Origin of the sequence: Pseudomonas sp. CBZ-4, from assembly GCF_000346755.1 — a bacterium.
Lineage (GTDB): Bacteria > Pseudomonadota > Gammaproteobacteria > Pseudomonadales > Pseudomonadaceae > Aquipseudomonas.
Map to the genome: position 1 here is coordinate 81,952 of NZ_ANNV01000106.1, position 24,694 is coordinate 106,645.

26 protein-coding genes and 1 tRNA gene are annotated in these 24,694 nt (G+C 59.8%); 2 read left to right on the forward strand and 25 right to left on the reverse strand.

Annotated elements, in window-relative coordinates:
- Window positions 1-83: 83 nt before the first annotated feature.
- From der to trmJ, 19 genes are all read right to left on the reverse strand, one after another.
- Window positions 84-1,553, reverse strand: coding sequence for a ribosome biogenesis GTPase Der (der, locus tag B348_RS0114570; RefSeq protein ID WP_003194008.1), 1,470 nt, complete (start codon window positions 1,551-1,553; stop codon window positions 84-86).
- A 134-nt stretch (window positions 1,554-1,687) separates the two neighbouring features.
- A complete protein-coding gene (bamB, locus tag B348_RS0114575) occupies window positions 1,688-2,839 on the reverse strand; it encodes an outer membrane protein assembly factor BamB (RefSeq protein WP_017736815.1) in 1,152 nt (383 codons plus the stop codon).
- Entirely contained in the window at window positions 2,832-3,473 is a 642-nt protein-coding gene (locus B348_RS0114580; protein WP_017736816.1) for a tetratricopeptide repeat protein, read from the reverse strand. Before B348_RS0114580 ends, bamB begins: the two co-directional genes overlap by 8 nt.
- A 41-nt stretch (window positions 3,474-3,514) precedes the next feature.
- Window positions 3,515-4,804: a histidine--tRNA ligase gene (hisS, locus tag B348_RS0114585; protein WP_017736817.1), complete on the reverse strand. Its 1,290-nt coding sequence runs from the start codon at window positions 4,802-4,804 to the stop codon at window positions 3,515-3,517.
- 23 nt (window positions 4,805-4,827) lie between these two features.
- On the reverse strand, window positions 4,828-5,937 hold the full coding sequence (ispG, locus tag B348_RS0114590) for a flavodoxin-dependent (E)-4-hydroxy-3-methylbut-2-enyl-diphosphate synthase (protein ID WP_017736818.1): 1,110 nt from the start codon (window positions 5,935-5,937) through the stop codon (window positions 4,828-4,830).
- A gap of 2 nt (window positions 5,938-5,939) precedes the next feature.
- The gene (locus tag B348_RS0114595) at window positions 5,940-6,938 is read right to left on the reverse strand and encodes a RodZ family helix-turn-helix domain-containing protein (protein ID WP_017736819.1); all 999 of its coding nucleotides are present in this window, start codon (window positions 6,936-6,938) and stop codon (window positions 5,940-5,942) included.
- Window positions 6,938-7,696, reverse strand: coding sequence for a type IV pilus biogenesis/stability protein PilW (gene pilW, locus B348_RS0114600; RefSeq protein WP_017736820.1), 759 nt, complete (start codon window positions 7,694-7,696; stop codon window positions 6,938-6,940). The genes B348_RS0114595 and pilW overlap by 1 nt, the downstream gene beginning before the upstream one ends.
- A 12-nt stretch (window positions 7,697-7,708) precedes the next feature.
- Window positions 7,709-8,857, reverse strand: a complete 1,149-nt coding sequence (gene rlmN / locus B348_RS0114605; protein ID WP_017736821.1) for a 23S rRNA (adenine(2503)-C(2))-methyltransferase RlmN — start codon at window positions 8,855-8,857, stop codon at window positions 7,709-7,711.
- A gap of 29 nt (window positions 8,858-8,886) precedes the next feature.
- Window positions 8,887-9,312, reverse strand: coding sequence for a nucleoside-diphosphate kinase (gene ndk / locus B348_RS0114610; protein ID WP_003175956.1), 426 nt, complete (start codon window positions 9,310-9,312; stop codon window positions 8,887-8,889).
- A gap of 88 nt (window positions 9,313-9,400) precedes the next feature.
- Window positions 9,401-9,601, reverse strand: a complete 201-nt coding sequence (iscX, locus tag B348_RS0114615; protein ID WP_017736822.1) for a Fe-S cluster assembly protein IscX — start codon at window positions 9,599-9,601, stop codon at window positions 9,401-9,403.
- A gap of 14 nt (window positions 9,602-9,615) precedes the next feature.
- A complete protein-coding gene (gene fdx / locus B348_RS0114620) occupies window positions 9,616-9,957 on the reverse strand; it encodes an ISC system 2Fe-2S type ferredoxin (RefSeq protein ID WP_017736823.1) in 342 nt (113 codons plus the stop codon).
- A 3-nt stretch (window positions 9,958-9,960) separates the two neighbouring features.
- Complete coding sequence (gene hscA / locus B348_RS0114625) at window positions 9,961-11,823, reverse strand: Fe-S protein assembly chaperone HscA (RefSeq protein WP_017736824.1); 1,863 nt, start codon at window positions 11,821-11,823, stop codon at window positions 9,961-9,963.
- A gap of 53 nt (window positions 11,824-11,876) precedes the next feature.
- Complete coding sequence (gene hscB / locus B348_RS0114630; protein WP_026136795.1) at window positions 11,877-12,398, reverse strand: co-chaperone HscB; 522 nt, start codon at window positions 12,396-12,398, stop codon at window positions 11,877-11,879.
- Window positions 12,399-12,406: 8 nt separating this feature from the next.
- Entirely contained in the window at window positions 12,407-12,730 is a 324-nt protein-coding gene (gene iscA / locus B348_RS0114635; RefSeq protein ID WP_003175963.1) for an iron-sulfur cluster assembly protein IscA, read from the reverse strand.
- Window positions 12,731-12,758: 28 nt separating this feature from the next.
- Window positions 12,759-13,145 carry a Fe-S cluster assembly scaffold IscU gene (gene iscU, locus B348_RS0114640; RefSeq protein WP_010565229.1) on the reverse strand — a complete coding sequence of 129 codons (387 nt, stop codon included), beginning with the start codon at window positions 13,143-13,145 and terminating at the stop codon, window positions 12,759-12,761.
- Between the two features lie 99 nt (window positions 13,146-13,244).
- A complete protein-coding gene (locus B348_RS0114645) occupies window positions 13,245-14,459 on the reverse strand; it encodes an IscS subfamily cysteine desulfurase (RefSeq protein WP_017736827.1) in 1,215 nt (404 codons plus the stop codon).
- Window positions 14,460-14,509: 50 nt separating this feature from the next.
- Entirely contained in the window at window positions 14,510-15,001 is a 492-nt protein-coding gene (gene iscR / locus B348_RS0114650) for a Fe-S cluster assembly transcriptional regulator IscR (RefSeq protein WP_003194020.1), read from the reverse strand.
- A gap of 299 nt (window positions 15,002-15,300) precedes the next feature.
- Window positions 15,301-16,083 carry a serine O-acetyltransferase gene (gene cysE / locus B348_RS0114655; protein WP_017736828.1) on the reverse strand — a complete coding sequence of 261 codons (783 nt, stop codon included), beginning with the start codon at window positions 16,081-16,083 and terminating at the stop codon, window positions 15,301-15,303.
- 2 nt (window positions 16,084-16,085) lie between these two features.
- Window positions 16,086-16,856: a tRNA (cytosine(32)/uridine(32)-2'-O)-methyltransferase TrmJ gene (trmJ, locus tag B348_RS0114660; protein ID WP_026136796.1), complete on the reverse strand. Its 771-nt coding sequence runs from the start codon at window positions 16,854-16,856 to the stop codon at window positions 16,086-16,088.
- Between the two features lie 145 nt (window positions 16,857-17,001).
- Here trmJ and suhB point away from each other — a divergent pair, with 145 nt between their 5' ends.
- Window positions 17,002-17,817 carry an inositol-phosphate phosphatase gene (gene suhB, locus B348_RS0114665; RefSeq protein ID WP_003175971.1) on the forward strand — a complete coding sequence of 272 codons (816 nt, stop codon included), beginning with the start codon at window positions 17,002-17,004 and terminating at the stop codon, window positions 17,815-17,817.
- Between the two features lie 189 nt (window positions 17,818-18,006).
- Here suhB and B348_RS0114670 read toward each other — a convergent pair whose 3' ends face one another.
- The 6 genes from B348_RS0114670 to queA form a co-directional block, all read right to left on the reverse strand.
- Complete coding sequence (locus B348_RS0114670; protein WP_017736830.1) at window positions 18,007-18,549, reverse strand: glycine zipper 2TM domain-containing protein; 543 nt, start codon at window positions 18,547-18,549, stop codon at window positions 18,007-18,009.
- A 123-nt stretch (window positions 18,550-18,672) separates the two neighbouring features.
- Window positions 18,673-19,587: a protein translocase subunit SecF gene (gene secF / locus B348_RS0114675; protein WP_026136797.1), complete on the reverse strand. Its 915-nt coding sequence runs from the start codon at window positions 19,585-19,587 to the stop codon at window positions 18,673-18,675.
- 9 nt (window positions 19,588-19,596) lie between these two features.
- Complete coding sequence (gene secD, locus B348_RS0114680) at window positions 19,597-21,465, reverse strand: protein translocase subunit SecD (protein WP_017736832.1); 1,869 nt, start codon at window positions 21,463-21,465, stop codon at window positions 19,597-19,599.
- A 62-nt stretch (window positions 21,466-21,527) separates the two neighbouring features.
- Complete coding sequence (gene yajC / locus B348_RS0114685) at window positions 21,528-21,866, reverse strand: preprotein translocase subunit YajC (protein ID WP_003175975.1); 339 nt, start codon at window positions 21,864-21,866, stop codon at window positions 21,528-21,530.
- Between the two features lie 43 nt (window positions 21,867-21,909).
- A complete protein-coding gene (tgt, locus tag B348_RS0114690; protein WP_032858353.1) occupies window positions 21,910-23,025 on the reverse strand; it encodes a tRNA guanosine(34) transglycosylase Tgt in 1,116 nt (371 codons plus the stop codon).
- 5 nt (window positions 23,026-23,030) lie between these two features.
- Complete coding sequence (queA, locus tag B348_RS0114695) at window positions 23,031-24,080, reverse strand: tRNA preQ1(34) S-adenosylmethionine ribosyltransferase-isomerase QueA (RefSeq protein ID WP_017736834.1); 1,050 nt, start codon at window positions 24,078-24,080, stop codon at window positions 23,031-23,033.
- A gap of 108 nt (window positions 24,081-24,188) precedes the next feature.
- Here queA and B348_RS0114700 point away from each other — a divergent pair.
- Window positions 24,189-24,273 (forward strand) — tRNA-Leu (locus B348_RS0114700).
- Window positions 24,274-24,694 lie beyond the last annotated feature (421 nt).

The following is a 24,694-nucleotide window of genomic DNA, read 5'->3' on the forward strand; positions in this document are numbered from 1 at the left end:
TCAAGCGACAAACCATCAGGCACAAAAAAGGGCTCCAAAGGAGCCCTCTCTTGCAGCTTGTAGCTTACAACCTGAAGCTGCCGTTACTTCTTATCCCGGCGCTTCTTGTCGGCCTTCTTGTGGTGAGTCATCAAACGACGCTTCTTGTTCACCTGACGGTCGGTCAAGGTGTTCTTGTTGCCTTCGTACGGGTTATCACCACCCTTGAACTCGATACGGATCGGCGTACCGACCAGTTTCAAGACACGACGGTAGGTGTTTTCCAGGTAACGCACGTAGGACTTCGGCACCTTCTCGATCTGGTTACCGTGGATCACGATAATCGGCGGGTTGGCACCACCCAAGTGGGCGTAACGCAGTTTGATCCGGCGGTTGTTGACCATCGGCGGCGCGTGCTCGCCTACCGCGTCTTCCAGGATCTGGGTGAGGCGGTTGGTCGGCCAGCGGGTGACCGCGGACTTGAACGAGTTCTGTACGGATGCGTAGAGGTTGCCCACGCCAGTACCGTGCAGTGCCGAGATAAAGTGGATATCGGCGAACTCGACGAAGAACAGGCGACGTTGCAGCTCGATCTTCACGAAATCGCGCTCGCTCGGCGTCATGCCGTCCCACTTGTTGATCGCGATCACCAGGGCGCGACCGGCTTCCAGGGCAAAGCCCAGCAGGTTCAGGTCGTGGTCCACCACGCCTTCGCGGGCGTCCATCACAAAGATCACCACGTTGGCGTCTTTGATCGCTTGCAGGGTTTTCACCACCGAGAACTTTTCAACTTCCTCGTGGATCTTGCCGCGCTTGCGCACACCGGCGGTGTCGATCAGCGTGTACTTTTCCTCGTTGCGTTCGAACGGGATGTAGATGCTGTCGCGGGTGGTGCCGGGTTGGTCATAAACGATTACCCGGTCTTCACCGAGCATGCGGTTGACCAGGGTCGACTTGCCCACGTTAGGGCGGCCGATGATGGCGATCTTGATACCGTCTTTTTCGCTCGGACCAGGAATGCGCTTGGCTTCCTCGCCTTCGGCGACGATCTCTTCTTCACCCTCTTCTTCCTCGACATCATCCTTGGGGAAATCGCGCAGGGCGATTTCCAGCATCTGGGTGATACCACGACCGTGGGCACCGGCGACCGGAATCGCATCGCCCAGGCCCATCGGGCTGAATTCGGCACGGGCCGCTTCAGGATCGATGTTGTCGATCTTGTTCGCGACCAGGTAGGAACGCTTGTTGCGCTTGCGCAGGTGCTCGCCAATCATTTGGTCAGCAGCGGTGTAGCCCGCACGGGCGTCCACCAGGAACAACACGACATCGGCTTCTTCAATGGCGAGCAGCGACTGCTCGGCCATTTTTTCGTCCATGCCATGTTCGTCACCGGAGATACCACCGGTGTCGACAATAATGTAGGAGCGCCCTTGCCACTTTGCCTCACCGTATTGGCGATCACGGGTCAGACCGGACAAGTCGCCAACGATGGCGTCACGAGTCCTGGTCAGGCGGTTGAACAAGGTGGACTTGCCGACGTTAGGTCGGCCCACCAGGGCGATTACGGGAACCATGCGGCTCTCCACTTCGTTATTTCAGAAAATACAAAAGCCGCTGCAAGGCAGCGGCTGGTGCTCGGGGCAGCATCGTCAGATGCCGCATGCCCCGCCGAAGCGGGGCCGCCTGGGTGTTACCCCAAGCATAGTTCTTACTTGATGGTCAGGGCTTCCAGCTTGCCGCTGTTGCCAAACACATAAAGCATGTTACCCACGACCAGCGGACGAGCACGCAGGCCGTCGCTGTCGATACGCTCGCGACCGACAAAGCGACCGTCCACCTGGCTCAGCAGGTGCAGGTAGCCTTCGAAGTCGCCAACCGCGACGTAGCTGGAGAAGACTTCCGGTGCCGACAGTTGACGGCGGGCCAGGGAGTCGTTGCTCCACAGTGCAGTGGTGGAACGCTCGTCGACACTTTCAACGGTGCCGGACGCCAGGCTTACGTAGACGCTGCCAAACCCTTGGGCGACACCGGCGTAGCTGGAAGCATCACGCTGCCAGTTCACACGACCGCTCTGCAGGTCCAGCGCCGCGACACGGCCCTGGTAAGTGGCGACGTAGAGGGTTTCACCCGACAGCAGCAAGCCACCGTCAATGTCCACTACGCGATCCAGTTCGGAACGACCTTGCGGGATAGCCACACGGGTTTCCCAGGCCGGCACGCCGTTCTGGGTATCAAGGGCGACTACTTTACCGGTGGACAAGCCTGCAACGGCCAGATTGTTGGTCACAACCGGACCACTGGTACCGCGCAGGGTCAGCACCGCAGGGGTGCTGTCGTACAACCAGCGCTGCTCGCCGGTGCTGGCGTCGAGGCCGATCACACGGTCGTCCTGGGTTTGCACCACGACGATATCGCCGTTGGTGGCAGGCGGTGCGAGGACTTCACTGGTCACGCGAGCGCGCCATTTCTCTTCACCGGTGCTGGAATCCAGGGCCACGACTTCGCCTTTCAGCGTGCCGAGCATGACCATGCCGTAACCCACGCCGACGGCGCCGGATACAGGCAACTCAAGGTCTTTCTTCCACTTCACGTCACCGTTCATGCGATCCATCGAGATCACAACGCCGGTCACGTCAGCGGCCACAATGTTGTCACCGTCGATTGCCGGTACCAACATGTTGTAGGTGTCACCCTGGCCGTCACCGATGGAGCGGCTCCACTGCTTCTGCAGGACCACTTCTTCCTTGAAGCTGGTCAGCTCCGCAGGCGGCAGTTCTTTTTTACTGTTGCTGCTGCAACCCGCGGCCAGAACGGCCAGAGCCAGCAATGCTGCATGTTTCCAACGGATCACGTCACGCATCCCCTTTGGCCAAGTCGTCCAGCTTGATTTGTAAGCCACCGACCGCCGCTTCATCAGACAGCGCCGCCTTGGCTTTTTGGTACGCAGCATTAGCTTCGTCGGTACGACCCAATTGGACCAACAGGTCGCCCTTGAGCTCTTCGCGAGTGGCTACAAATGCCTTGTCAGCATCGCCTTCGAGCAGTTTGAGTGCTTCGTCGGCCTTGTTCTGTGCCGCCAGTACCTGAGCCAGGCGCTGACGTGCGATTTCACCCAGGGTCGGGTTCTTCGGCTTGTCGGCGATGGCCTTCAGCTCGGAGGCGGCGTCATCCAGCTTGCCGGTATCGACCGCGACTTTCGCGACGAAGAGGCTGCCGTATTGGGCGTAGGTGCTACCGCCAAATTCGTTTTTCAGCTTGCCGGCCAGGTCTGCAACCTGCGCAGGGTCGGGCTTGCCGTCCGGCGTCAGGGTGGTTTCCAGCAATTGCTGATAGAGGATCGAGGCGCCCTGGGATTGGTTGGCCTGATACTTGTGCCAGGCTTGCCAGCCGAACACCACCACTAAAGCCAGCAGACCGCCAGTAACCAGGGGCTTGCCGTTACGCTGCCACCAGTCCTTGAACTCGGCCAGTTGATCATCATCAGAACTCGACACCCCAATACTCCTTAATCGCTAAATTCGGCTGTTCGACAGCTTCAACCCTGCACGACGCAGGTGGCCAAGTGCGCAGCGAGCGCATCAAAGGCAATGTTCTGTTGCTCGCCCTGGCCACGCAGGGGTTTGAAACCTATCACTTGCTGGGCCAGTTCGTCATCGCCGAGGATCAGTGCATACAGCGCACCGCTCTTGTCGGCCTTCTTGAACTGGCTCTTGAAGCTGCCGGCGCCGGCATTGACTTGCAGGCGCAGGTTCGGCAGTTGGTCGCGGACCTTTTCGCTCAAGGCCAGGGCAGCCAGCTCGGCGGCCTCGCCAAAGGCACAGAGGTACACATCCACCTGACGGGAGATTTCTTCCGGGACTTTTTCCAGGGTTTCCAGCAGCAGGATCAGCCGCTCGATGCCCATGGCAAAGCCAACGCCAGTGGTCGGCTTGCCGCCCATCTGCTCGACCAGGCCGTCGTAGCGACCACCGGCACACACGGTGCCCTGGGCGCCGAGTTTGTCGGTGACCCACTCGAACACGGTCTTGCTGTAGTAATCGAGGCCACGCACCAGCTTGGTGTTGATCACGAACGGAATACCGGCCGCATCCAGGCGAGCCTTGAGACCCTCGAAGTGAATGCGCGACTCGTCGTCCAGGTAGTCGGCCATTTTTGGCGCGTCGACCAGCACGGCTTGGGTATCGGCGTTCTTGGTATCGAGGACACGCAGCGGGTTGGTTTTCAGACGGCGCTGGCTGTCTTCGTCCAACTTGTCCAGGTGGGCCGACAGGTACTCGACCAGGGCCACTTTGTAGCGGCCGCGGGATTCGCTGGTGCCCAGGCTGTTGAGTTCAAGCTTGACGGCGTCGCGTATGCCCAGCAGGCCCCACAGGCGCCAGGTCAGCACGATCAGTTCGGCGTCGATGTCCGGACCGTCGATGTTGAACACTTCCAGGCCGATCTGGTGGAACTGGCGATAACGGCCTTTCTGTGGACGCTCGTGGCGGAACATCGGGCCGATGTACCACAACTTCTGCGGCTGGCCGGCACCGGTGAGACCATGCTCAAGCACGGCGCGCACGCATGCGGCAGTACCTTCCGGACGCAGGGTCAGGGAGTCGCCGTTGCGATCTTCAAAGGTGTACATTTCTTTTTCGACGATGTCGGTCACTTCACCGATGGAGCGTTTGAACAGCTCGGTGAACTCGACGATCGGCATGCGGATCTGCTTGTAACCGTAGTTATCCAGCAGGCGCGCGACGGTGCTTTCGAAGTAGCGCCACAGCGGCGTCTGCTCCGGCAGGATGTCGTTCATGCCGCGAATGGCTTGCAGAGACTTGCTCACATCAAATCCTTAAATTCGTTCAATCAGCCGCGCGCGATCAGCGCTGCGTCAGCCGCGACCTTTTCGGCCGCTTTCTGGCGGATCAGTCTTTCGAGCTCATCCACCAGATTGTCATTCGTTAACTTCTGCGCCGGCTTGCCGTCGATGTAGATCAGGTTCGGTGTACCGCCGGTCAAGCCCACATGGGCTTCCTTGGCTTCACCCGGCCCGTTGACCACACAACCGATCACCGCAACATCCAGTGGCACCAGCAGGTCTTCGAGGCGCAATTCCAGGTCGTTCATGGTTTTCACCACGTCGAAGTTCTGCCGCGAGCAGCTCGGGCAGGCAATGAAATTGATACCACGGGAACGCAAACGCAGGGATTTGAGAATGTCGTAACCGACTTTCACTTCCTCTACCGGGTCAGCTGCCAGCGAGATGCGGATAGTATCGCCAATCCCTTCGGCGAGCAGCATACCGAGACCCACCGCAGATTTCACTGTGCCTGAGCGTAAACCGCCGGCTTCGGTGATACCCAGGTGCAGCGGTTGCACGATTTCCTTGGCCAGCAGGCGGTAGGCCTCCACCGCCATGAACACGTCGGAGGCCTTTACGCTGACCTTGAAGTCCTGGAAATTCAGGCGTTCGAGGTGTTCAACGTGGCGCAGCGCGGATTCAACCAGCGCCGCCGGGGTAGGCTCGCCGTATTTCTTTTGCAGGTCTTTTTCCAGGGAACCGGCGTTGACGCCGATGCGGATTGGAATGCCACGATCACGGGCAGCGTCGACCACGGCGCGCACACGGTCTTCGCGACCGATGTTGCCCGGGTTGATCCGCAGGCAGTCCACGCCCAACTCGGCTACACGCAAGGCGATCTTGTAGTCGAAGTGGATGTCGGCAACCAACGGCACCTTGACCAGCTGCTTGATGCGGCCGAAGGCTTCGGCGGCGTCCATGTCCGGCACGGAGACGCGCACGATGTCGACGCCGGCCGCTTCCAGACGGTTGATCTGGGCAACGGTGGCGGCCACGTCATTGGTGTCGCTGTTGGTCATGCTCTGCACGGCGATGGGAGCATCGCCACCCACCGGCACGGAGCCGACCCAGATTTTGCGCGATACGCGACGTTTGATTGGAGATTCGCCGTGCATGACTATTGTCCCAACTTCAGGCGAGCGGTCTCGCCAGTGGTGAACGGCGCCACGTCCACAGGCTGGCCGTTGTAGGCCACTTGCGCGCCACGGGCAAAGCCCAGACGCAGCGTCAAAGGAGGCTTGCCGCCTTGGTCGAGCGTATCTCCCTTACGCTTCAGACCGCTAAACAGCACTTTGCCATTGCCATCGGTGACTTGCGTCCAGCAGTCAGCGACGAAGGTAATCTGCACGCGACCATCGCCGGCGATCAGCGCTGGGGTGGTCGGCGGGGAAATGGCTGGAGCGGCCGGGGTAGCTGGAGCAGGCGCTTGTACCGGTGCGGCTGGCGTGTGGGCCTGGGCAACGGGGGCAGCCGGGGTGTGAGCGGCTGCGGCCGGCGTGACTGGCGCTGGCACGGCAGCGGTTGCGGCAGGTGCCACTTCCGGTGCCGGTTGCTCGGCAGTGACCGGCGCTTCAGGTGCAGCCTGGCCTTCGGCGACCGCCTGGTCTTCCGGCTCGTCCAACGGATGAATCTGCGTGGTGCCGTCGGCGCTTTCGACTTCGACGTGCTCCATGGCGTTGCTGGTCAGGTCCTTGGTGCGCTGGGAGGTCTGGTCTTGCCACCAGACAAAACCGCCGCCAATCACGGCGATCAGCAGCAACAGGCTGACAATGCGCAAAATCGTGTGGGAAACCCGGACAGGCTCTTCAATACGGCCCAGGCCGTGGACATTGCTGCCCTGGGAGTCGGTGCCGGTGAACTGGTCGAACTCCTGGACCAGTACCGCCTGGTCGATGCCCAGCAACTTGGCATAGGCGCGGATGTAGCCACGGGCGAAGGTATGCCCAGGCAACTTGTCGAACGCGCCGGCTTCCAGGTTGCCCAGGGACGTAGTGGTCAAATTGAGCTTGAGGGCCACTTCTGCCAGCGACCAACCATTGCTTTCGCGGGCCTGACGCAAGGTGTCGCCTGGGTTTACGCGATTAGCTGCTACAACTTCCGGGTGCGCCGCTTTCATCATTGCTCCGACAGGTATTGCTGATATTCCGGCGTACCGGGATAGAGTCGTTCGAGTTGCTGGCCAAAACGTGCGGCCGTGTCGTGTTCTTCATGAACCGTCGCCAGGCGCACGCCGAGCAATAGACTACGTGCATTTTGCCCGCTGAGCAGGCTAAAACGCTCGTAATAGTCACGAGCCGGCACATAATGCCTGTCATCAAAGGATAACTCAGCCATTTCGAGCAGTGCCCGCGGCTGACGACCATTCAAATGCAGGGCTTTTGCCAACTGCTGGCGAGCGCTGTCGCGCTGGCCGAGGCGCATCGAGGTCACCCCGAGGTTCTCGAAGACACGGGAACGCTCAGGATAAAGGGTATCGGCGCTGGCTTGCTGGAAATAAAGGGCGGCCTGGTCAAAACGTTTCTGCTCGAACAGGAAGCTGCCGTAGTTGTTCAGCAGCCGCGGGTCGGCAGGTCGGGAGGCCAGCGCCTTGCGGAAATAGTGGTGGGCCAGGTCAGGCTCGGCCTGGGCCTGGAACACCAGGGCAAGCGCCGCATTGGCGTCGGCATCGTCGCTGTCCAGCTCAAGGGCCTTCTTCAGCGGCACCTTGGCCTGCTCGCTCATGCCTTGTTGCAGGTACCCCAAGCCCAGTTGCACATAGGCAACTCGCGCCTCATCACGGCCTTTACCGGTTTGCAAAGGGCTGTCATGGCCCGATGAAACACAACCGGCCGCGAGGCCGGTAACAAGCAAGAGCAGCGCAAGGCGCAAGGGCATAGAGATCCTCTCTCAGATTCGATTCACAGCAATCAGCGGCAAATCGTCGGCGGCATTCGCTTCACGCCCGGCGATGTAACGCTCACTGCGGCGGGTGCGGTCCATCACCTGCCCGACCAATTGGCCACAGGCGGCGTCGATGTCTTCACCACGGGTGGTGCGCACGGTGACGTTGTAGCCGGCCTGGTGCAGTTGATCCTGGAAACGGCGGATGGCGTTGTTGCTCGGCCGCTCGTAGCCAGAATGGGGAAACGGGTTGAACGGGATCAGGTTGATCTTGCACGGGGTGTTCTTGAGCAACTCGATCATCTCGACAGCGTGCTCGACCTTGTCGTTGATGTCCTTGAGCATGGTGTACTCAATGGTCAACACGCGTTTCTCGCCCAAGGTCGCCATGTAACGCTGGCAGGATTCGAGCAGCATCTTAAGCGGATACTTCTTGTTGATCGGCACCAATTGGTTACGCAATGCGTCATTGGGTGCGTGCAGCGACAACGCCAGGGAGACGTCGATGTGCTTGGCCAGCTCATCGATCATCGGTACCACGCCGGAGGTCGACAGGGTCACGCGGCGCTTGGAGATGCCGTAGCCCAGGTCGTCCATCATCAGGTGCATGGCCGCGATGACGTTGTCGAAGTTCAGCAGCGGCTCACCCATGCCCATCATCACCACGTTGGTGATGGCACGGTCGACGGTTGCCGGGACGCTGCCAAAGGATTTGTTGGCAATCCACACCTGGCCGATGACTTCGGCGGCGGTGAGGTTGCTATTGAAGCCTTGCTTGCCAGTGGAGCAGAAACTGCAATCCAGGGCACAGCCTGCCTGGGACGAAACGCACAAGGTGCCGCGTTTGCCCTGGGGAATGTACACGGTCTCGACGCAGCTGCCGGACGCCACGCGCACCACCCATTTACGGGTGCCGTCGCTGGAGATGTCCTCGCTGACCACTTCGGGGCCACGGACCTCAGCAATGGCCTTGAGCTTGTCGCGCAAGGCCTTGCTGACGTTCGTCATGGCATCGAAATCGTCGACGCCAAAGTGGTGAATCCATTTCATTACCTGACCGGCACGGAAACGCTTCTCCCCGATTGAGTCGAAGAATTTCTCCATTTCCGGCTGGGTCAGACCCAGCAGGTTGGTTTTAACAGTCGATGTAGTCATGGATTCACCCTCACTCTTTAAGCCAATGCTTAGCGAGCGGTTACTTCAGTAGCAGCGAAAAAGTACGAGATTTCGCGAGCAGCGGCGGCTTCGGAGTCCGAACCGTGTACAGCGTTGGCGTCGATGGATTCAGCGAAGTCAGCACGGATGGTGCCGGCAGCTGCTTCTTTAGGGTTGGTAGCGCCCATCAGCTCACGGTTCAGAGCGATAGCGTTTTCGCCTTCCAGAACCTGAACAACAACAGGACCGGAGATCATGAAGGCAACCAGGTCGCCGAAGAAGCCACGAGCGCTGTGCTCAGCGTAGAAGCCTTCAGCTTCGGCTTTGGACAGTTGCTTGAGTTTCGAAGCTACAACCTTCAGGCCGGCTTTTTCGAAACGAGTGGTGATCTCGCCGATGACGTTTTTTGCAACAGCGTCAGGCTTGATGATGGAGAAAGTACGTTGAACAGCCATGGTGTAACTCCAGAAACGGTAATTTACGAAAAATTAAACCCGCGAATTATACGCGGGTTATTGGGTATTGCCTAACCTGCGGGGACGATCAGTCGATTTCTTCGATCCAGAGCTGCTGGACCGCTTCCAAGACCTTCTCGCCACAACGGCCAGAAGTATTGTCGAAATCAGGCAGCTCCATGATCCAGCGCTGCAGATCAACGAAGTTGACCGTCAGCGGGCTCACATCCGGCTTGGCTTCAGCGAGCTCTTCAGCAATGCGCTGTACATCATTCCAACCATAATTCATGACAGTTCTACCAATCAGTGCGGCGCTTCGGCCGCATGGTTGAGCGAATATTTCGGAATTTCGACAGTGATGTCTTCGGTCCCGACCTTGGCCTGACAGCTCAGGCGCGAATGCGCTTCCAAGCCCCATGCGCGATCAAGAAAGTCCTCTTCCAGTTCGTCAGCCTCTTCCAGGGTGTTGAAGCCCTCACGGATGATGCAGTGACAGGTGGTGCAGGCGCAGACGCCGCCGCAGGCACTTTCGATCTCGATGTGGTTGTCATGGGCGACTTCGAGGATGGACTTGCCGGTCTCAGCCTCCACGACCATACCGTCCGGGCAATGCTCGGCGTGTGGCAGAAAAATGACCTGCGGCATTAATTATTCCTCGATTTCATTCAGGTTGCGTCCCGCCAGGGCGGCTTTCACCGTCTGGTCCATGCGGCGGGCAGCGAAGGCATCGGTCACTTGCGACAGACGCTTGGTCTGTTGCTCGATGGCATAACCATCGGTGCCTTTCATCAATTCGGCCAGTTCCTGCATCTGCAGGTCGATGACCATGCGTTCTTCCGCGTCCAGCAGGCGCTCGCCATCGACGTCCAGGGCACCCTGCACGGCTTCGAGCAGGCGCTGGGCATCCACTTGCTGCTCGCGCAATACGCGGGCGACCTTGTCGTCACCGGCGTACTGGAACGAATCCTTGAGCATCTTGGCGATTTCGCCGTCGGTGAGGCCGTAGGACGGCTTGACCTGGATGCTGGCTTCAACGCCCGAGCCCAGCTCACGCGCCGCAACGCTGAGCAGGCCATCGGCGTCGACCTGGAAGGTCACGCGAATCTTTGCCGCACCGGCCACCATCGCCGGGATGCCGCGCAATTCGAAGCGCGCCAGGGAGCGGCAGTCGCTGATCAGCTCGCGCTCGCCCTGCAGCACATGAATCATCATGGCCGTCTGGCCATCTTTGTAAGTGGTGAAGTCCTGGGCGCGGGCGACGGGGATGGTGGTGTTGCGTGGAATCACCTTCTCCATCAGGCCGCCCATGGTTTCCAGGCCCAGGGACAACGGAATCACGTCGAGCAACAGCAGTTCGCCACCGTCGCGTTTGTTGCCGGCCAGGGTGTCGGCCTGGATCGCGGCGCCGATGGCGACCACTTGATCCGGGTCGATTTCAGTCAACGGCTGGCGGCCAAAGGCCTCGGCGACAGCGTCACGAACACGCGGCACGCGGGTGGAACCGCCAACCATGACCACGGCGCCGACATCTTCCAGCTCGATACCGGAGTCACGCACGGCGCGGCGGCAGGCTTTCAGGCTGCGGGCGACCATCGGCTCGATCAACGCATCGAAGGCTTCGCGGGTCAGCTGGGCCGACCAGTTGCCGTAGGAAACTTCAACGGAAGCAGCATCAGTCAGCGCTTCTTTGGCGGCGCAGGCGGTTTGCAGCAGGTTGCGCTGCGCGCCCGGGTCCAGGTCGGCGGACAGACCGGCGCTGCTGATGATCCAGCCGGCAATGGCGTGGTCGAAATCGTCGCCACCCAGGGCGCTGTCGCCGCCGGTGGCCAGCACTTCAAACACACCGCCGGTCAGGCGCAGGATCGAAATATCAAAGGTACCGCCGCCCAAATCGTAGATCGCGACCAGGCCTTCAGCATGCTGGTCGAGGCCGTAAGCCACCGCAGCAGCCGTCGGCTCGTTGAGCAGGCGCAGCACGTTCAGGCCGGCGAGTTTTGCCGCATCCTTGGTGGCTTGGCGCTGGGCGTCATCGAAATACGCCGGAACGGTGATCACCGCCCCCACCAGTTCGCCGCCCAAGGTGGATTCCGCACGCTGGCGCAGCACCTTGAGGATATCGGCCGACACTTCCACCGGGCTTTTCGGGCCCTGCACGGTGTCAATGAACGGCATGTGGGATTCGCCGCCGACAAAGCGGTACGGCAGCTGCTCACCCAATTGCTTGACGTCGGACAACCCACGACCCATCAAGCGCTTGACCGACAGCACGGTATTCAAGGGATCGGTAGACGCGGCCAATTTGGCCGACTCGCCGACTTCGGTGCGATCCGCGTGATAACGCACGGCGGACGGCAGGATCACCTGGCCATCGGCGTCGGGCAGCGGCTCGGACAGGCCGCTGCGCAAGGCAGCAACCAGGGAATTGGTGGTGCCCAGGTCAATCCCGACCGCCAGGCGACGCTGGTGCGGTTGTGGGCTTTGGCCGGGTTCGGCGATTTGCAGTAGGGCCATGGTAATCAGGTCTTATCTGTCTATCAGGCGTGCATCACGGGCAGCACACGGGGTTAATCGTCGAGGCGCTCTTCTAGCTGGCGCACTTCGTAGGTGAGCTTGTCGAGGAACTGCATGCGCCGCATCAGGCGTTCGGCCTGCTCACGTTGCGCTGCATCATCCCAACAGGCTGCGAAGCTTTCGTTGAGCACATCCTGGGCCGTTTTCAGACGACGCTTGAAGACTGCGACACCGGCCAGATCGGCTTCGTCCTGCAAGTCTTCGAGTTCTTCGCGCCACTGCATCTGTTGCATCAGGAAGTCGGGATCGTGAACCGTGACTTCCAGGGGCAACTCTCCACCATTCATCGCGAGCAGATAACGCGCGCGCTTGGGGGGATTCTTCAGGGTCTGATAAGCCTCGTTGAGGCTGGCCGACTTCTCCAGAGCAACGCGTTGCTCACGCTCGGAGGCGTCGGCAAAGCGGTCTGGATGCACCCCACGCGCCAACTCTCGGTAGCGCGTGGCAAGCTGCTCAAGGTCCAGCCGAAAGCTCGGCTGCAGCTCGAATAAAGCGAAATGACAAGGAGTACCCACGAATAGCCTCAGATGTTGAAGCTTTCGCCGCAGCCACATTCACCGCGCACGTTGGGGTTGTTGAACTTGAAGCCTTCGTTCAACCCTTCCTTGACGAAATCGAGCTCGGTGCCGTCCAGGTAGGTCAGGCTTTTAGGGTCGATGATCACTTTCTCGCCGTGACTTTCGAACACCTGGTCTTCCGCAACCACCTCGTCGACGAACTCCAGCACATAGGCAAGGCCGGAACAGCCCGTGGTGCGTACACCCAGACGAATCCCCTCACCTTTACCGCGCCCGTTCAGGGAGCGGCGAATGTGCTGCGCAGCCGCTTCTGTCATGCTGATAGCCATCGTTGACTCCTTACTCGTCGCCAAATGCTTAGATCAAGCCTTTCTTCTGCTTGTAGTCGCGAACGGCCGCCTTGATGGCGTCTTCAGCGAGTACGGAGCAGTGGATTTTCACTGGCGGCAGGGCCAGTTCTTCGGCCAGCTGGGTGTTGCTGATGGTGACAGCCTCATCCAGGGTCTTGCCTTTCATCCATTCGGTCGCCAGGGAGCTGGAGGCGATGGCCGAACCGCAGCCGTAGGTCTTGAACTTGGCGTCTTCGATAACGCCCGCTTCGTTGACCTTGATCTGCAGGCGCATCACATCGCCGCACGCCGGAGCGCCGACCATGCCAGTGCCGACATCTGGGTCTTCCGCGTCCATCTTGCCGACGTTACGCGGGTTTTCGTAGTGGTCGATGACCTTTTCGCTGTAAGCCATGGTACTGAATCCTCACTCATCAGGGCCGCTCTGGGACCCTGTAGACACGCCTGCGTTTTCCGCCACGTGCCTACAGAGCTGGGGTGGCGGCTTCTATATTTAGTGTGCCGCCCACTCGATCTTGGAAATATCGACACCGTCTTTGTACATGTCCCACAGTGGCGACAGGACGCGCAGCTTGTTCACGGCTTCGCAGACTTTCTGCGCGGCGTAGTCAACTTGCTCTTCGGTGGTGAAACGGCCGAACGTAAAGCGGATCGAGCTGTGTGCCAGTTCGTCGTTGCGGCCCAGGGCGCGCAGCACGTAGGACGGCTCAAGGGACGCCGAGGTGCAGGCCGAACCGGACGAAACCGCCAGGTCCTTGAGCGCCATGATCAGCGACTCGCCTTCGACGTAGTTGAAGCTCAAATTCAGGTTGTGCGGTACACGGGCGGTCATGCTGCCGTTGATGTACAGCTCTTCAAGGTTCTCGACCTGCTTGTAGAAGCGGTCGCTGAGGGCCTTGATACGAATGTTTTCGGCAGCCATGTCTTCCTTGGCTACGCGGAAGGCTTCGCCCATGCCCACGATCTGGTGGGTCGCCAGGGTGCCCGAACGCATGCCGCGCTCGTGACCGCCGCCGTGCATGGTGGCTTCGATGCGCACGCGAGGCTTGCGGCTCACGTACAGCGCGCCGATGCCTTTAGGGCCGTAGGTCTTGTGGGCAGAGAACGACATCAGGTCGACTTTCAGCTTCGACAGGTCGATATCGACCTTGCCGGTGGACTGAGCAGCGTCGACGTGCAGCAGGATGCCCTTGGAACGGGTCAGCTCGCCGATGGCCGCGATGTCGTTGATGGTGCCGATTTCGTTGTTCACGTGGATCACGGAAACCAGGATGGTGTCTTCACGCAGCGCGGCTTCGATCATGGCCGGGGTGACGATACCGTCGGTGGTCGGCTCGAGGTAGGTGACCTCGAAACCTTCACGCTCCAGTTGGCGCATGGTGTCGAGGACAGCCTTGTGCTCAATCTTGGTGGTGATCAGGTGTTTGCCTTTGGTCGCATAGAAATGCGCCGCGCCCTTGATTGCCAGGTTGTCGGATTCCGTAGCACCGGAGGTCCAGACGATTTCGCGCGGATCGGCGTTGACCAGGTCAGCGACCTGGCGACGAGCGTTCTCGACCGCTTCCTCGGCTTTCCAGCCGAACACGTGGGAACGGGAGGCCGGGTTGCCGAAGTTTCCGTCAACCAGCAGGCACTCGCTCATCTTTTGCGCGACACGCGGATCAACCGGGGTGGTCGCAGAGTAATCAAGGTAAATCGGCAATTTCATGGACTTTCTCCTAAATCAGGCTGGCTGGCGTGCCGTTAGCTCTTCGGCTGTCACTCGACGGCGGACGCTTCAATCTTGTCCAGACGCGGCGCCTTGGTGTTGCAACGGCGCTGGTCCTGACGCTGGGCTACTTCTTGCACCTCACGGCGAGTCACAAGATCAGCCAAGCTGATACCACTCAAAAACTCATGGATCTGCAGGCTCAAGTCACACCACAGGTGGTGAGTCAGGCAGGTGTCGCCGGCGTGGCAATCACCCAGGCCCTGGCACTTGGTGGCATCGACGGATTCGTTGACCGCGTCGATCACCTGGGCGACCTGGATGCCCTGCATATCGCGGGAAAGCTGATAGCCACCCCCTGGCCCACGCACGCTGGAAACCAGATTGCTGCGGCGCAGCTTGGCGAACAGTTGCTCAAGGTAGGACAGGGAAATGCCTTGACGCTCGGAGATATCGGCCAGGGACACCGGCCCAGTTTGCGCGTGCAAAGCCAAGTCGAGCATGGCAGTCACCGCGTATCGGCCTTTTGTAGTCAGTCTCATGGACAAGTACCAAGGTGTTTCAGAATGGGAGCGAGTATGCGATTCCCGAGTATTTAAGTCAACTATAAGACCTAGTACTTTAGTCAGGATTACCCGTAAAAAGGGCGCGCGAATCATAGCAGGATGGGGTGGGGAGGACCAGCAGCATCAGGCCCGGGCGGGAACCGTAAGACCAATGGAGATCAAATGTGGGAGCTGGCTTGCCTGCGATAGCGGTATGCCAGCCACCTCTTGGGTTACTGACCCACCGCTATCGCAGGCAAGCCAGCTCCCACAGGGTTATGTATTGGCTTTTGGAACTAGCCAGCCTTGGTGGCAGCTTCGTCCTTGATTTCGGCGAAGTCTTCTTCGCGCAACTCAGGCAAATCCTTGGCGCAATAGGGACTGCCCAGATCCTTCAGGGCGCCGCACATGCCATCCAACTTGCCGTCGACCGCTTGCAGATGATCGAGCAACTGGCCAATGGCGCGCGCCACAGGGTCGGGCATGTCTTCGCTGACGCCATAGGCATCGAAACCGATCTTCTCGGCCATGGCCTTGCGCTTGGCTTCCTGCTCGTCGCCGACTTCCGGCTTGACGATAATCCGCCCAGGAATGCCGACAACCGTTGCGCCAGGTGGCACGGCCTTGGTCACCACGGCATTGGAACCCACCTTGGCGCCCGCACCGACCGTGAATGGACCGAGCACCTTGGCGCCCGCCCCTACCACCACGCCATCACCCAGTGTCGGGTGGCGCTTGCCTTTGTTCCAGCTGGTGCCGCCAAGGGTTACGCCCTGATAGAGCGTCACATCGTCGCCAATTTCGGCGGTCTCGCCGATCACGATGCCCATGCCATGGTCGATAAAGAAGCGGCGACCCACTTTGGCACCTGGGTGGATCTCGATCCCGGTCATCCAGCGACCAAAGTTCGACACCAGCCGCGCCAGCCATTTCCAGCCCATGCCCCACAGGGCGCCGGACAAGCGATGAATCCAGATGGCGTGCATGCCCGGATAGCAGGTCAGCACTTCAAAGGCGTTGCGCGCCGCCGGGTCACGATGGAAAACACTCTGGATATCTTCTCGCAGACGCTCGAACATTTTTAATCCTTCCGCTTTAGAAGCTCGCCACGGGCCGCTTTCTGGGTTTCCGTGAGGATGCCACGCAATATATTCATTTCCGCTCGACTGACCGAGCTACGCCCGTACAAACGACGCAGGCGCGCCATCAAGTGCCGTGGTTTTTCCGGATCGAGGAATTCGATGGCCACCAGGGTTTGTTCCAGGTGCTCATAGAACCGCTCCAGCTCATCCATGGTGGCCAACTCGCCACTTTTGGTCGAAGCCACCTCGTCCTTTTCCACTTTGCTTGGCTGACCTTCGGCGGCCAGCCAGGCCATGCGCACTTCGTACGTCAACACCTGCACCGCTGCCCCGAGGTTCAGCGAGCTGAATTCAGGGTCTGATGGAATGTGCACGTGGTAATGACATCGCTGCAGCTCGTCGTTGGTGAGGCCGGAGTCTTCACGGCCGAATACCAAGGCGATTTCAGCGCCGCCGGCGGCTTCCTCCACCACTTTGGTGCCGCACTCACGCGGGTCCAGCAGCGGCCAAGGGATACGACGGTCGCGCGCACTGGTGCCCAGCACCAGGTTGCAACCGACCAACGCATCTTCCAGGGTGGCGACAACCTGGGCTTTTTCCAGGATGTCATTAGCGCCGGACGCGCGGGCATCGGCCTCGTGATGCGGGAACACACGCGGTTCGACCAGCACCAGGCGCGTCAGCCCCATGTTTTTCATGGCTCGCGCCACCCCACCGATATTGCCGGGATGACTGGTATTGACCAAGACGACACGAATGTTTTGCAGCAAGGGAGGCGCTCTCGGACACGGGAAAGGGGAGCAAATCTTACAGAACCGCCTAAGGTTATGCCATGAAAGCTAACGTCGTCCTTCACCTGAAGAAAGTTTCTGCTAGAATGCTCGGCTTTCTTTAACAACCTTAGGTGACACATCCATGCAGCCCATGCTGAATATCGCGCTGCGCGCCGCCCGCAGCGCCAGTGAATTGATCTTCCGCTCCATCGAGCGCCTGGATACCATCAAGGTCGACGAAAAAGACGCCAAGGATTATGTATCCGAGGTGGACCGCGCCGCCGAACAGAAAATCATCGACGCGCTGCGCAAGGCCTACCCGACCCACGGCATCCTCGGCGAGGAAACCGGCCTGCACAAAGGCAGCGGCGAAGGCGAAGACTACCTGTGGATCATCGACCCACTGGATGGCACCACCAACTTCCTGCGCGGCATCCCGCACTTTGCCGTGAGCATCGCGTGCAAATACCGTGGCCGCCTGGAACACGCTGTCGTACTCGACCCGGTTCGCCAGGAAGAATTTACCGCCAGCCGTGGCCGTGGCGCCCAGCTGAATGGTCGTCGCCTGCGTGTCAGCGGCCGCACCAGCCTGGACGGCGCCCTGCTGGGTACCGGCTTCCCGTTCCGTGACGACCAGATGGACAACCTGGAAAACTACCTGGGCATGTTCCGCGCCCTGGTTGGCCAGACCGCTGGCATCCGTCGCGCTGGCGCAGCAAGCCTGGACCTGGCTTATGTGGCCGCCGGTCGGTTTGATGCGTTCTGGGAATCGGGCCTGTCCGAGTGGGACATGGCTGCAGGCGCCCTGCTGATCCAGGAAGCAGGCGGCTTGGTGAGCGATTTCACCGGTGGTCATGACTTCCTTGAGAAAGGCCACGTAGTTGCTGGTAACACCAAATGCTTCAAGGCAGTACTGACGGCGATCCAGCCGCACCTGCCGGCTTCGCTGAAGCGCTAAGCGAGCGAGCACAAAAAAAGCACCCTTCGGGGTGCTTTTTTTATGCCTGGGATTCGGCAACGACACACATCAACTGTGGGAGCGGGCTTGCCCGCGAATGCGGTGGGCCAGTCAATACATCCGGCGACTGACACTGCGCTTTCGCGGGCAAGCCCGCTCCCACATTTTGAACGGCATCAGGCTTAAGGATTACTGCTGATTCTGACCGAGAATCAGACGACCCTCTTTGTCCACCGGAATCTGGCTACCAGGGTCGCGCTCCATACGCACGGAGCCTTCCTTGCCATCCAGGTTGTAACGCACGTCATAACCGACCACTTTGTCGCTGATGTCGTTCACAGTGTTACAACGGGTTTGCGTGGTGGTGTAGGTATCACGGTTCTGCATGCCTTCCTGAACCTTGTTACCGGCGTAACCGCCACCCACCGCACCGGCTACCGTAGCCAGCTTCTTGCCATTACCGCCACCGACCTGGTTGCCGAGCAGGCCACCGGCCAGCGCACCGACCACGGTGCCGACGATTTGATGTTGATCCTGCACCGGCTTCTGCCGGGTCACGGCGACGTCCTTGCAGACTTCCCGTGGCGTCTTGATCTGGGTTTTCACCGGCTGTACTGCCAGCACTTGCGCATACTCAGGGCCGCTTTTTACCAGGCTATAGGTGGCAAAAGCACCCCCGGCAGTCACACCGACAGCACCCAATACCGCACCCACCAGCAACGACTTGTTCACATGAACCTCCTGACCATCACAAACGGACGGAAACGTCCGCGCTATACCCAGCCTTGGAGCAAAAAAAAAGGCACGAGTTCAATACTCGTGCCTTTCTTGTAACAGCGGATCAACAACTGCCCATCAAGGGCGGTCGTCGACCTCCTTGCCGGTAGCAGCAGGAGGGATCAGGTCTTCGCTGTTGAGGTTCAGCCAGATCAGTACCACGTTGGCGATGTAGATCGACGAGTAGGTACCCGCCAGAACGCCGATGAACAGCGCCAGGGAGAAGCCCCACAGGTTGTCGCCACCGAAGATCATCAGCGCAGCAATCGCCAGCAAGGTGGAGATCGACGTTGCCATGGTCCGCAGCAGGGTCTGGGTGGTGGAGATGTTGATGCTCTCGATCAACGACGCCTTGCGCAGTACACGGAAGTTCTCACGAACCCGGTCGAATACCACGATGGTGTCGTTGAGGGAGTAACCAATGATCGCCAGCACGGCCGCCAGTACGGTCAGGTCGAAGGTGATCTGGAAGTACGCCAGGATCCCCACGGTGACGATCACGTCGTGGATCAGCGAGACAATCGCGCCGACGCCGAACTTCCACTGAAAGCGGAACGCCAGGTAGATCATGATGCCGACCAGCGCCATCAGCATGCCGAGGCCGCCCTGGTCGCGCAGTTCTTCACCCACTTGCGGGCCGACGAACTCGACGCGCTTGACCGACGCCGGGTTGTCGCCGCCGACCTTCTGCAAGGCCTCGGCCACCTGGTGACCCAGTTGCGGGTCTTCGCCCGGCATACGCACCAGCAGGTCGGTGGTTGCACCGAAGCTCTGCACGATGGCTTCGTGATAGCCGGCCTTGACCAGCTCGTTGCGCACCAGGGTGACGTCGGCAGGCTTCTCGTAGGTCAGCTCGATGAGCGTACCGCCGGTGAAGTCCAGACCGTAGTTCAGGCCCTTATGGAACCAGCTGAACAACGCCAGAACGGTAAGGAGCACAGTGACGCCGAACGCAACGTTGCGAACGCCCATGAAGTTGATTGTACGTAACATGGCAGCCCCTTAAATCCACAACTTCTTGAAGTCACGCCCGCCATAAATCAGGTTGACCATTGCGCGGGTCACCATGATGGCCGTGAACATCGAGGTAAAGATACCGAGGGACATGGTTACCGCAAAACCCTTGACCGGGCCGGTACCCATGGCGAAGAGAATCCCGCCGACCAGCAAGGTGGTCAGGTTGGAGTCGAGAATCGCGGTAAATGCCCGGCCGAAGCCTTCGTTGATTGCACGCTGTACGGTCATGCCGTTGGCGATCTCTTCGCGGATCCGCGAGAAGATCAGTACGTTGGCGTCTACGGCCATACCCATGGTGAGTACGATACCGGCGATACCTGGCAAGGTCAGCGTAGCGCCCAGCAGCGACATCAGGGCCAGCAGCATCACCATGTTGCCCGCGAGGGCCACGGTGGCGATGATACCGAAGAAGCGGTAGATGGCGATGATGAACAGGGACACGAACAGCATGCCCCACAAGGCGGCGTCGATACCTTTGGTGATGTTGTCGGCACCCAGGCTCGGGCCGATGGTGCGTTCTTCAGCGAAGTACATCGGAGCCGCCAGGCCACCGGCACGCAGCAGCAGTGCCAACTCGGACGACTCGCCCTGGCCGTTCAGGCCAGTGATGCGGAATTGAGCACCCAGCGGCGACTGGATGGTCGCCAGGCTGATGATCTTCTTCTCTTCCTTGAAGGACTGCACCGGCACGTCTTTCTCGACGCCGTTGACGATCTGCTTGGCGTAGGTGGTCACCGGGCGTTGCTCGATGAAGATCACCGCCATGCTGCGACCGACGTTGCTGCGCGTGGCGCGGCTCATCAGTTCGCCACCATGGCCATCCAGGCGGATGTTCACTTCAGGGGTACCGTGCTCGCCGAAACCGGCCTTGGCATCGGTCACCTGGTCACCGGTGATGATCAAGCTGCGCTCGATCAATGCAGGTGGGCGGTTGCCTTCGCGGAACTCGAACTCTTCCGAAGTGGCTTTGGAAGCACCCGGCTCAGCAGCCAGACGGAACTCGAGGTTGGCGGTCTTGCCCAGGATACGCTTGGCTTCAGCAGTGTCCTGCACACCCGGCAGTTCGACCACGATGCGGTTGGCACCCTGGCGCTGAACGATCGGCTCGGCCACACCCAGCTCGTTGACGCGGTTACGTACCGTGGTCAAGTTCTGCTTGATCGAGTATTCGCGGATTTCCGCCAGCTTGGCCGGGGTCATCGCCAGACGCAGTACAGGTTGACCGTTGAGGTCGGCCGGTACGATGTCGAAATCGGTGAAGTTCTTGCGGATCAGCGCACGAGCCTGTTCACGGGAAGCTTCATCAGAGAAGCCCAGCTGAATGGCACCGTTGAGCTGCGGCAGGCTGCGATAACGCAATTTCTCTTTGCGCAGCAGGCTCTTCACGTCGCCTTCGTAGACTTTCAGGCGTGCGTCGAGGGCTTTGTCCATGTCGACTTCCAGCAGGAAGTGCACACCACCGGACAAGTCCAGACCCAGCTTCATCGGGTGCGCGCCAATGCTGCGCAGCCATTTTGGGGTGGTCTGTGCCAGGTTGAGCGCGACAACGTAGTCGTCACCCATGGCCTTGCGCACGACATCCTTGGCCGGCAATTGGTCTTCTTGCTTGGTCAGGCGCAACAAGCCGCCCTTCGCATCAGCCGCCAACGTTGCTGCCTTGACCTGGATACCCGCGTCGGTGAGCGCTTTGCTCGCGCGTTCCAGATCAGCCTGATTGACCTGCAGCGAAGTGCTGGCGCCAGTGATCTGGATCGCCGGGTCATCAGGATAGAGATTGGGAGCGGAATAAATAAAACCGATCGCCAGCACCGCCAGGATCAGTACGTATTTCCACAGAGGGTATTTGTTCAGCATCACGCCGCCCGCTTATGACGCGGGGCGCCTTGCGCGCCCCGTCGATTGGTAAAGGTTGTTACTCAGATCGCTTTCAGCGTGCCTTTTGGCAGCGTGGCGGCGATGGCGCCCTTCTGGAACTTCATTTCTACGGTGTCGGAGACTTCCAGTACCACGAAAGCGTCGGAAACCTTGGTGATCTTGCCGGCGATGCCGCCAGTGGTCACGACTTCGTCACCTTTCTGCAGGCTGCCCAGCAGGTTTTTCTGCTCTTTGGCGCGCTTGGCCTGTGGACGCCAGATCATCAGGTAGAAGATGACCAGGAAGCCGACCAGGAAAATCCACTCGAAACCACCGCCCATAGGGCCGGCAGCAGCAGGCGCAGCGGCGTCAGCCATGGCGTTAGAGATAAAAAAGCTCATTTAGCACTCCAGTTGCAAATAGTGAATCTTAGGGTCGGAAAACTCAGTCCAAGGGCGGCACAGGGAGCCCGCGCTTGGCATAGAAGGCATCGACGAAGGCGGCCAATGTACCCTGTTGAATAGCCTCGCGCAAACCAGCCATCAGGACTTGGTAGTGACGCAAATTGTGGATGGTATTCAACATGCTACCCAGCATTTCCCCACACTTGTCCAGATGGTGCAGATAAGCACGGGAGAAGTTCTGGCAGGTGTAGCAATCACAGGTGGGATCCAGCGGCGAATCATCATGGCGATGGAACGCGTTACGGATCTTCAGCACGCCTGTATCGATGAACAGATGCCCATTGCGGGCATTACGGGTTGGCATCACGCAATCGAACATGTCCACACCGCGGCGCACACCCTCTACGAGATCCTCCGGTTTGCCAACGCCCATAAGGTAACGAGGTTTGTCAGACGGCATCAGGCCCGGCAGATAATCCAGCACCTTGATCATCTCGTGCTTGGGCTCACCCACCGACAGACCGCCGATGGCCAGGCCGTCAAAACCGATTTTGTCGAGGCCTTCCAGCGAGCGTTTGCGCAGGCTTTCGTGCATGCCGCCCTGGACGATGCCGAACAGCGCAGCGGTGTTGTCGCCGTGGGCGTTCTTCGAGCGCTGGGCCCAACGCAGGGACAGCTCCATGGAGATCCGCGCCACGTCTTCATCGGCCGGGTACGGCGTGCACTCGTCGAAAATCATCACGATGTCGGAACCCAGGTCACGCTGCACCTGCATCGACTCTTCCGGGCCCATGAACACTTTGGAGCCATCCACCGGCGAGGCGAAGGTCACGCCCTCTTCCTTGATCTTGCGCATGGCGCCCAGGCTGAACACCTGGAAACCGCCGGAGTCGGTGAGGATCGGGCCTTGCCATTTCATGAAGTCATGCAGGTCGCCATGCTTCTTGATCACTTCCGTGCCCGGGCGCAGCCACAGGTGGAAGGTGTTGCCGAGGATGATTTCGGCGCCGGTGGCGACGATATCCCGTGGCAGCATGCCCTTGACGGTGCCGTAGGTGCCAACCGGCATGAACGCAGGGGTCTCCACAGTGCCGCGCGGGAAGGTCAGGCGACCGCGACGGGCCTTGCCGTCGGTGGCGAGCAATTCAAACGACATACGACTCATAGTTGTTCCTCTGGGCCGCGTGGCGCCGGGTTACGGGTGATGAACATCGCATCACCGTAGCTGAAAAAACGGTACGCGTTATCGATGGCCGCTTGGTAAGCCGCCATGGTTTCCGGGTAGCCGGCAAATGCCGAGACCAGCATCAATAGCGTGGATTCGGGCAAATGGAAATTGGTCACCAGGCAATCGACCACATGGAACGGTCGGCCTGGGAAGATAAAGATATCGGTGTCGCCACTGAAAGGCTTGAGCACACCATCACGCGCTGCGCTTTCCAGGGAGCGCACGCTGGTGGTCCCGACGGCCACTACACGCCCGCCACGCGCCTTGCACGCAGCCACAGCGTCAACCACTTCCTGGCTGACTTCCAGCCACTCGCTGTGCATGTGGTGGTCTTCGATGTTATCCACACGCACCGGCTGAAACGTGCCGGCCCCCACGTGCAGGGTTACATAGGCGGTCTCGACGCCCTTGGCGGCGATTGCATCCAGCAGCGGCTGGTCGAAATGCAGGCCGGCCGTCGGTGCAGCGACTGCACCGAGGCGCTGGGAGTAAACCGTCTGATAGCGTTCGCGGTCCGAGTCTTCGTCGGGACGGTCGATGTAGGGCGGCAGCGGCATATGGCCGACACGCTCCAGCAGCGGCAGCACCTCTTCGGCGAACTTGAGCTCGAACAACGCGTCATGACGCGCAACCATCTCAGCCTCACCGCCACCGTCGATGAGGATCTTCGATCCCGGTTTTGGCGATTTGCTGGAGCGCACATGGGCCAGCACGCGGTGGCTGTCCAGTACGCGCTCCACCAGAACTTCCAGCTTGCCGCCGGAAGCTTTCTGGCCAAACAGGCGCGCCGGAATCACCCGGGTATTGTTGAACACCATCAGATCGCCTGGGCGCAAATGCTCAAGCAAATCAGTGAATTGACGGTGTGCGAGGGCACCGCTGGGCCCGTCCAGGGTCAGCAGTCGACTGGCGCGACGCTCGGCCAAAGGGTGGCGAGCGATCAGCGAATCAGGAAGCTCAAAAGTAAAGTCAGCAACGCGCATGATGGAGTTCGTCTAGCAGGGCCGGGAAGTCTAGCGGAAATAGTGAAAATTGACCATGAAAGGTGATTGACCAACGGTAATCTCATCTCTATACTTCGCCGCCATTGAGCCCTGATGGCGGAATTGGTAGACGCGGCGGATTCAAAATCCGTTTTCGAAAGGAGTGGGAGTTCGAGTCTCCCTCGGGGCACCATCTTAAAAAAAGACCTTGAAATTCAAGGTCTTTTTTTTCGCCTGTAGAAAAGTACACCAGCGGCTAAATCCATCATTCATGGGCTACACCACGCGCGCCCCTCCCTCCTCCAGGGTCGCTCTACGCGCCCAACTGGCGCAAGGCGCTCGCTACCATTCATCGCAAGCTCACAAGCCTCCAGCGACCGCTGAAGCGCGTCCAGCACTCAGAAGCACTCGGGTGTTTTGATAAGAAACGGTAACGCGGGAAACGACACAGCCACACGAGAAGTCACAGACCGGCCGTGACCATAAGGCCTGCACTCGCACGCAGCTGATACTGCGATCACTCGAAGCAACACGTAAAGCCGCCGCGAACGAAGCAGCAAGCACTTTTCTCGCGCCCAAAACAAAACCCCATCTGCTTTCGCAAATGGGGTTTC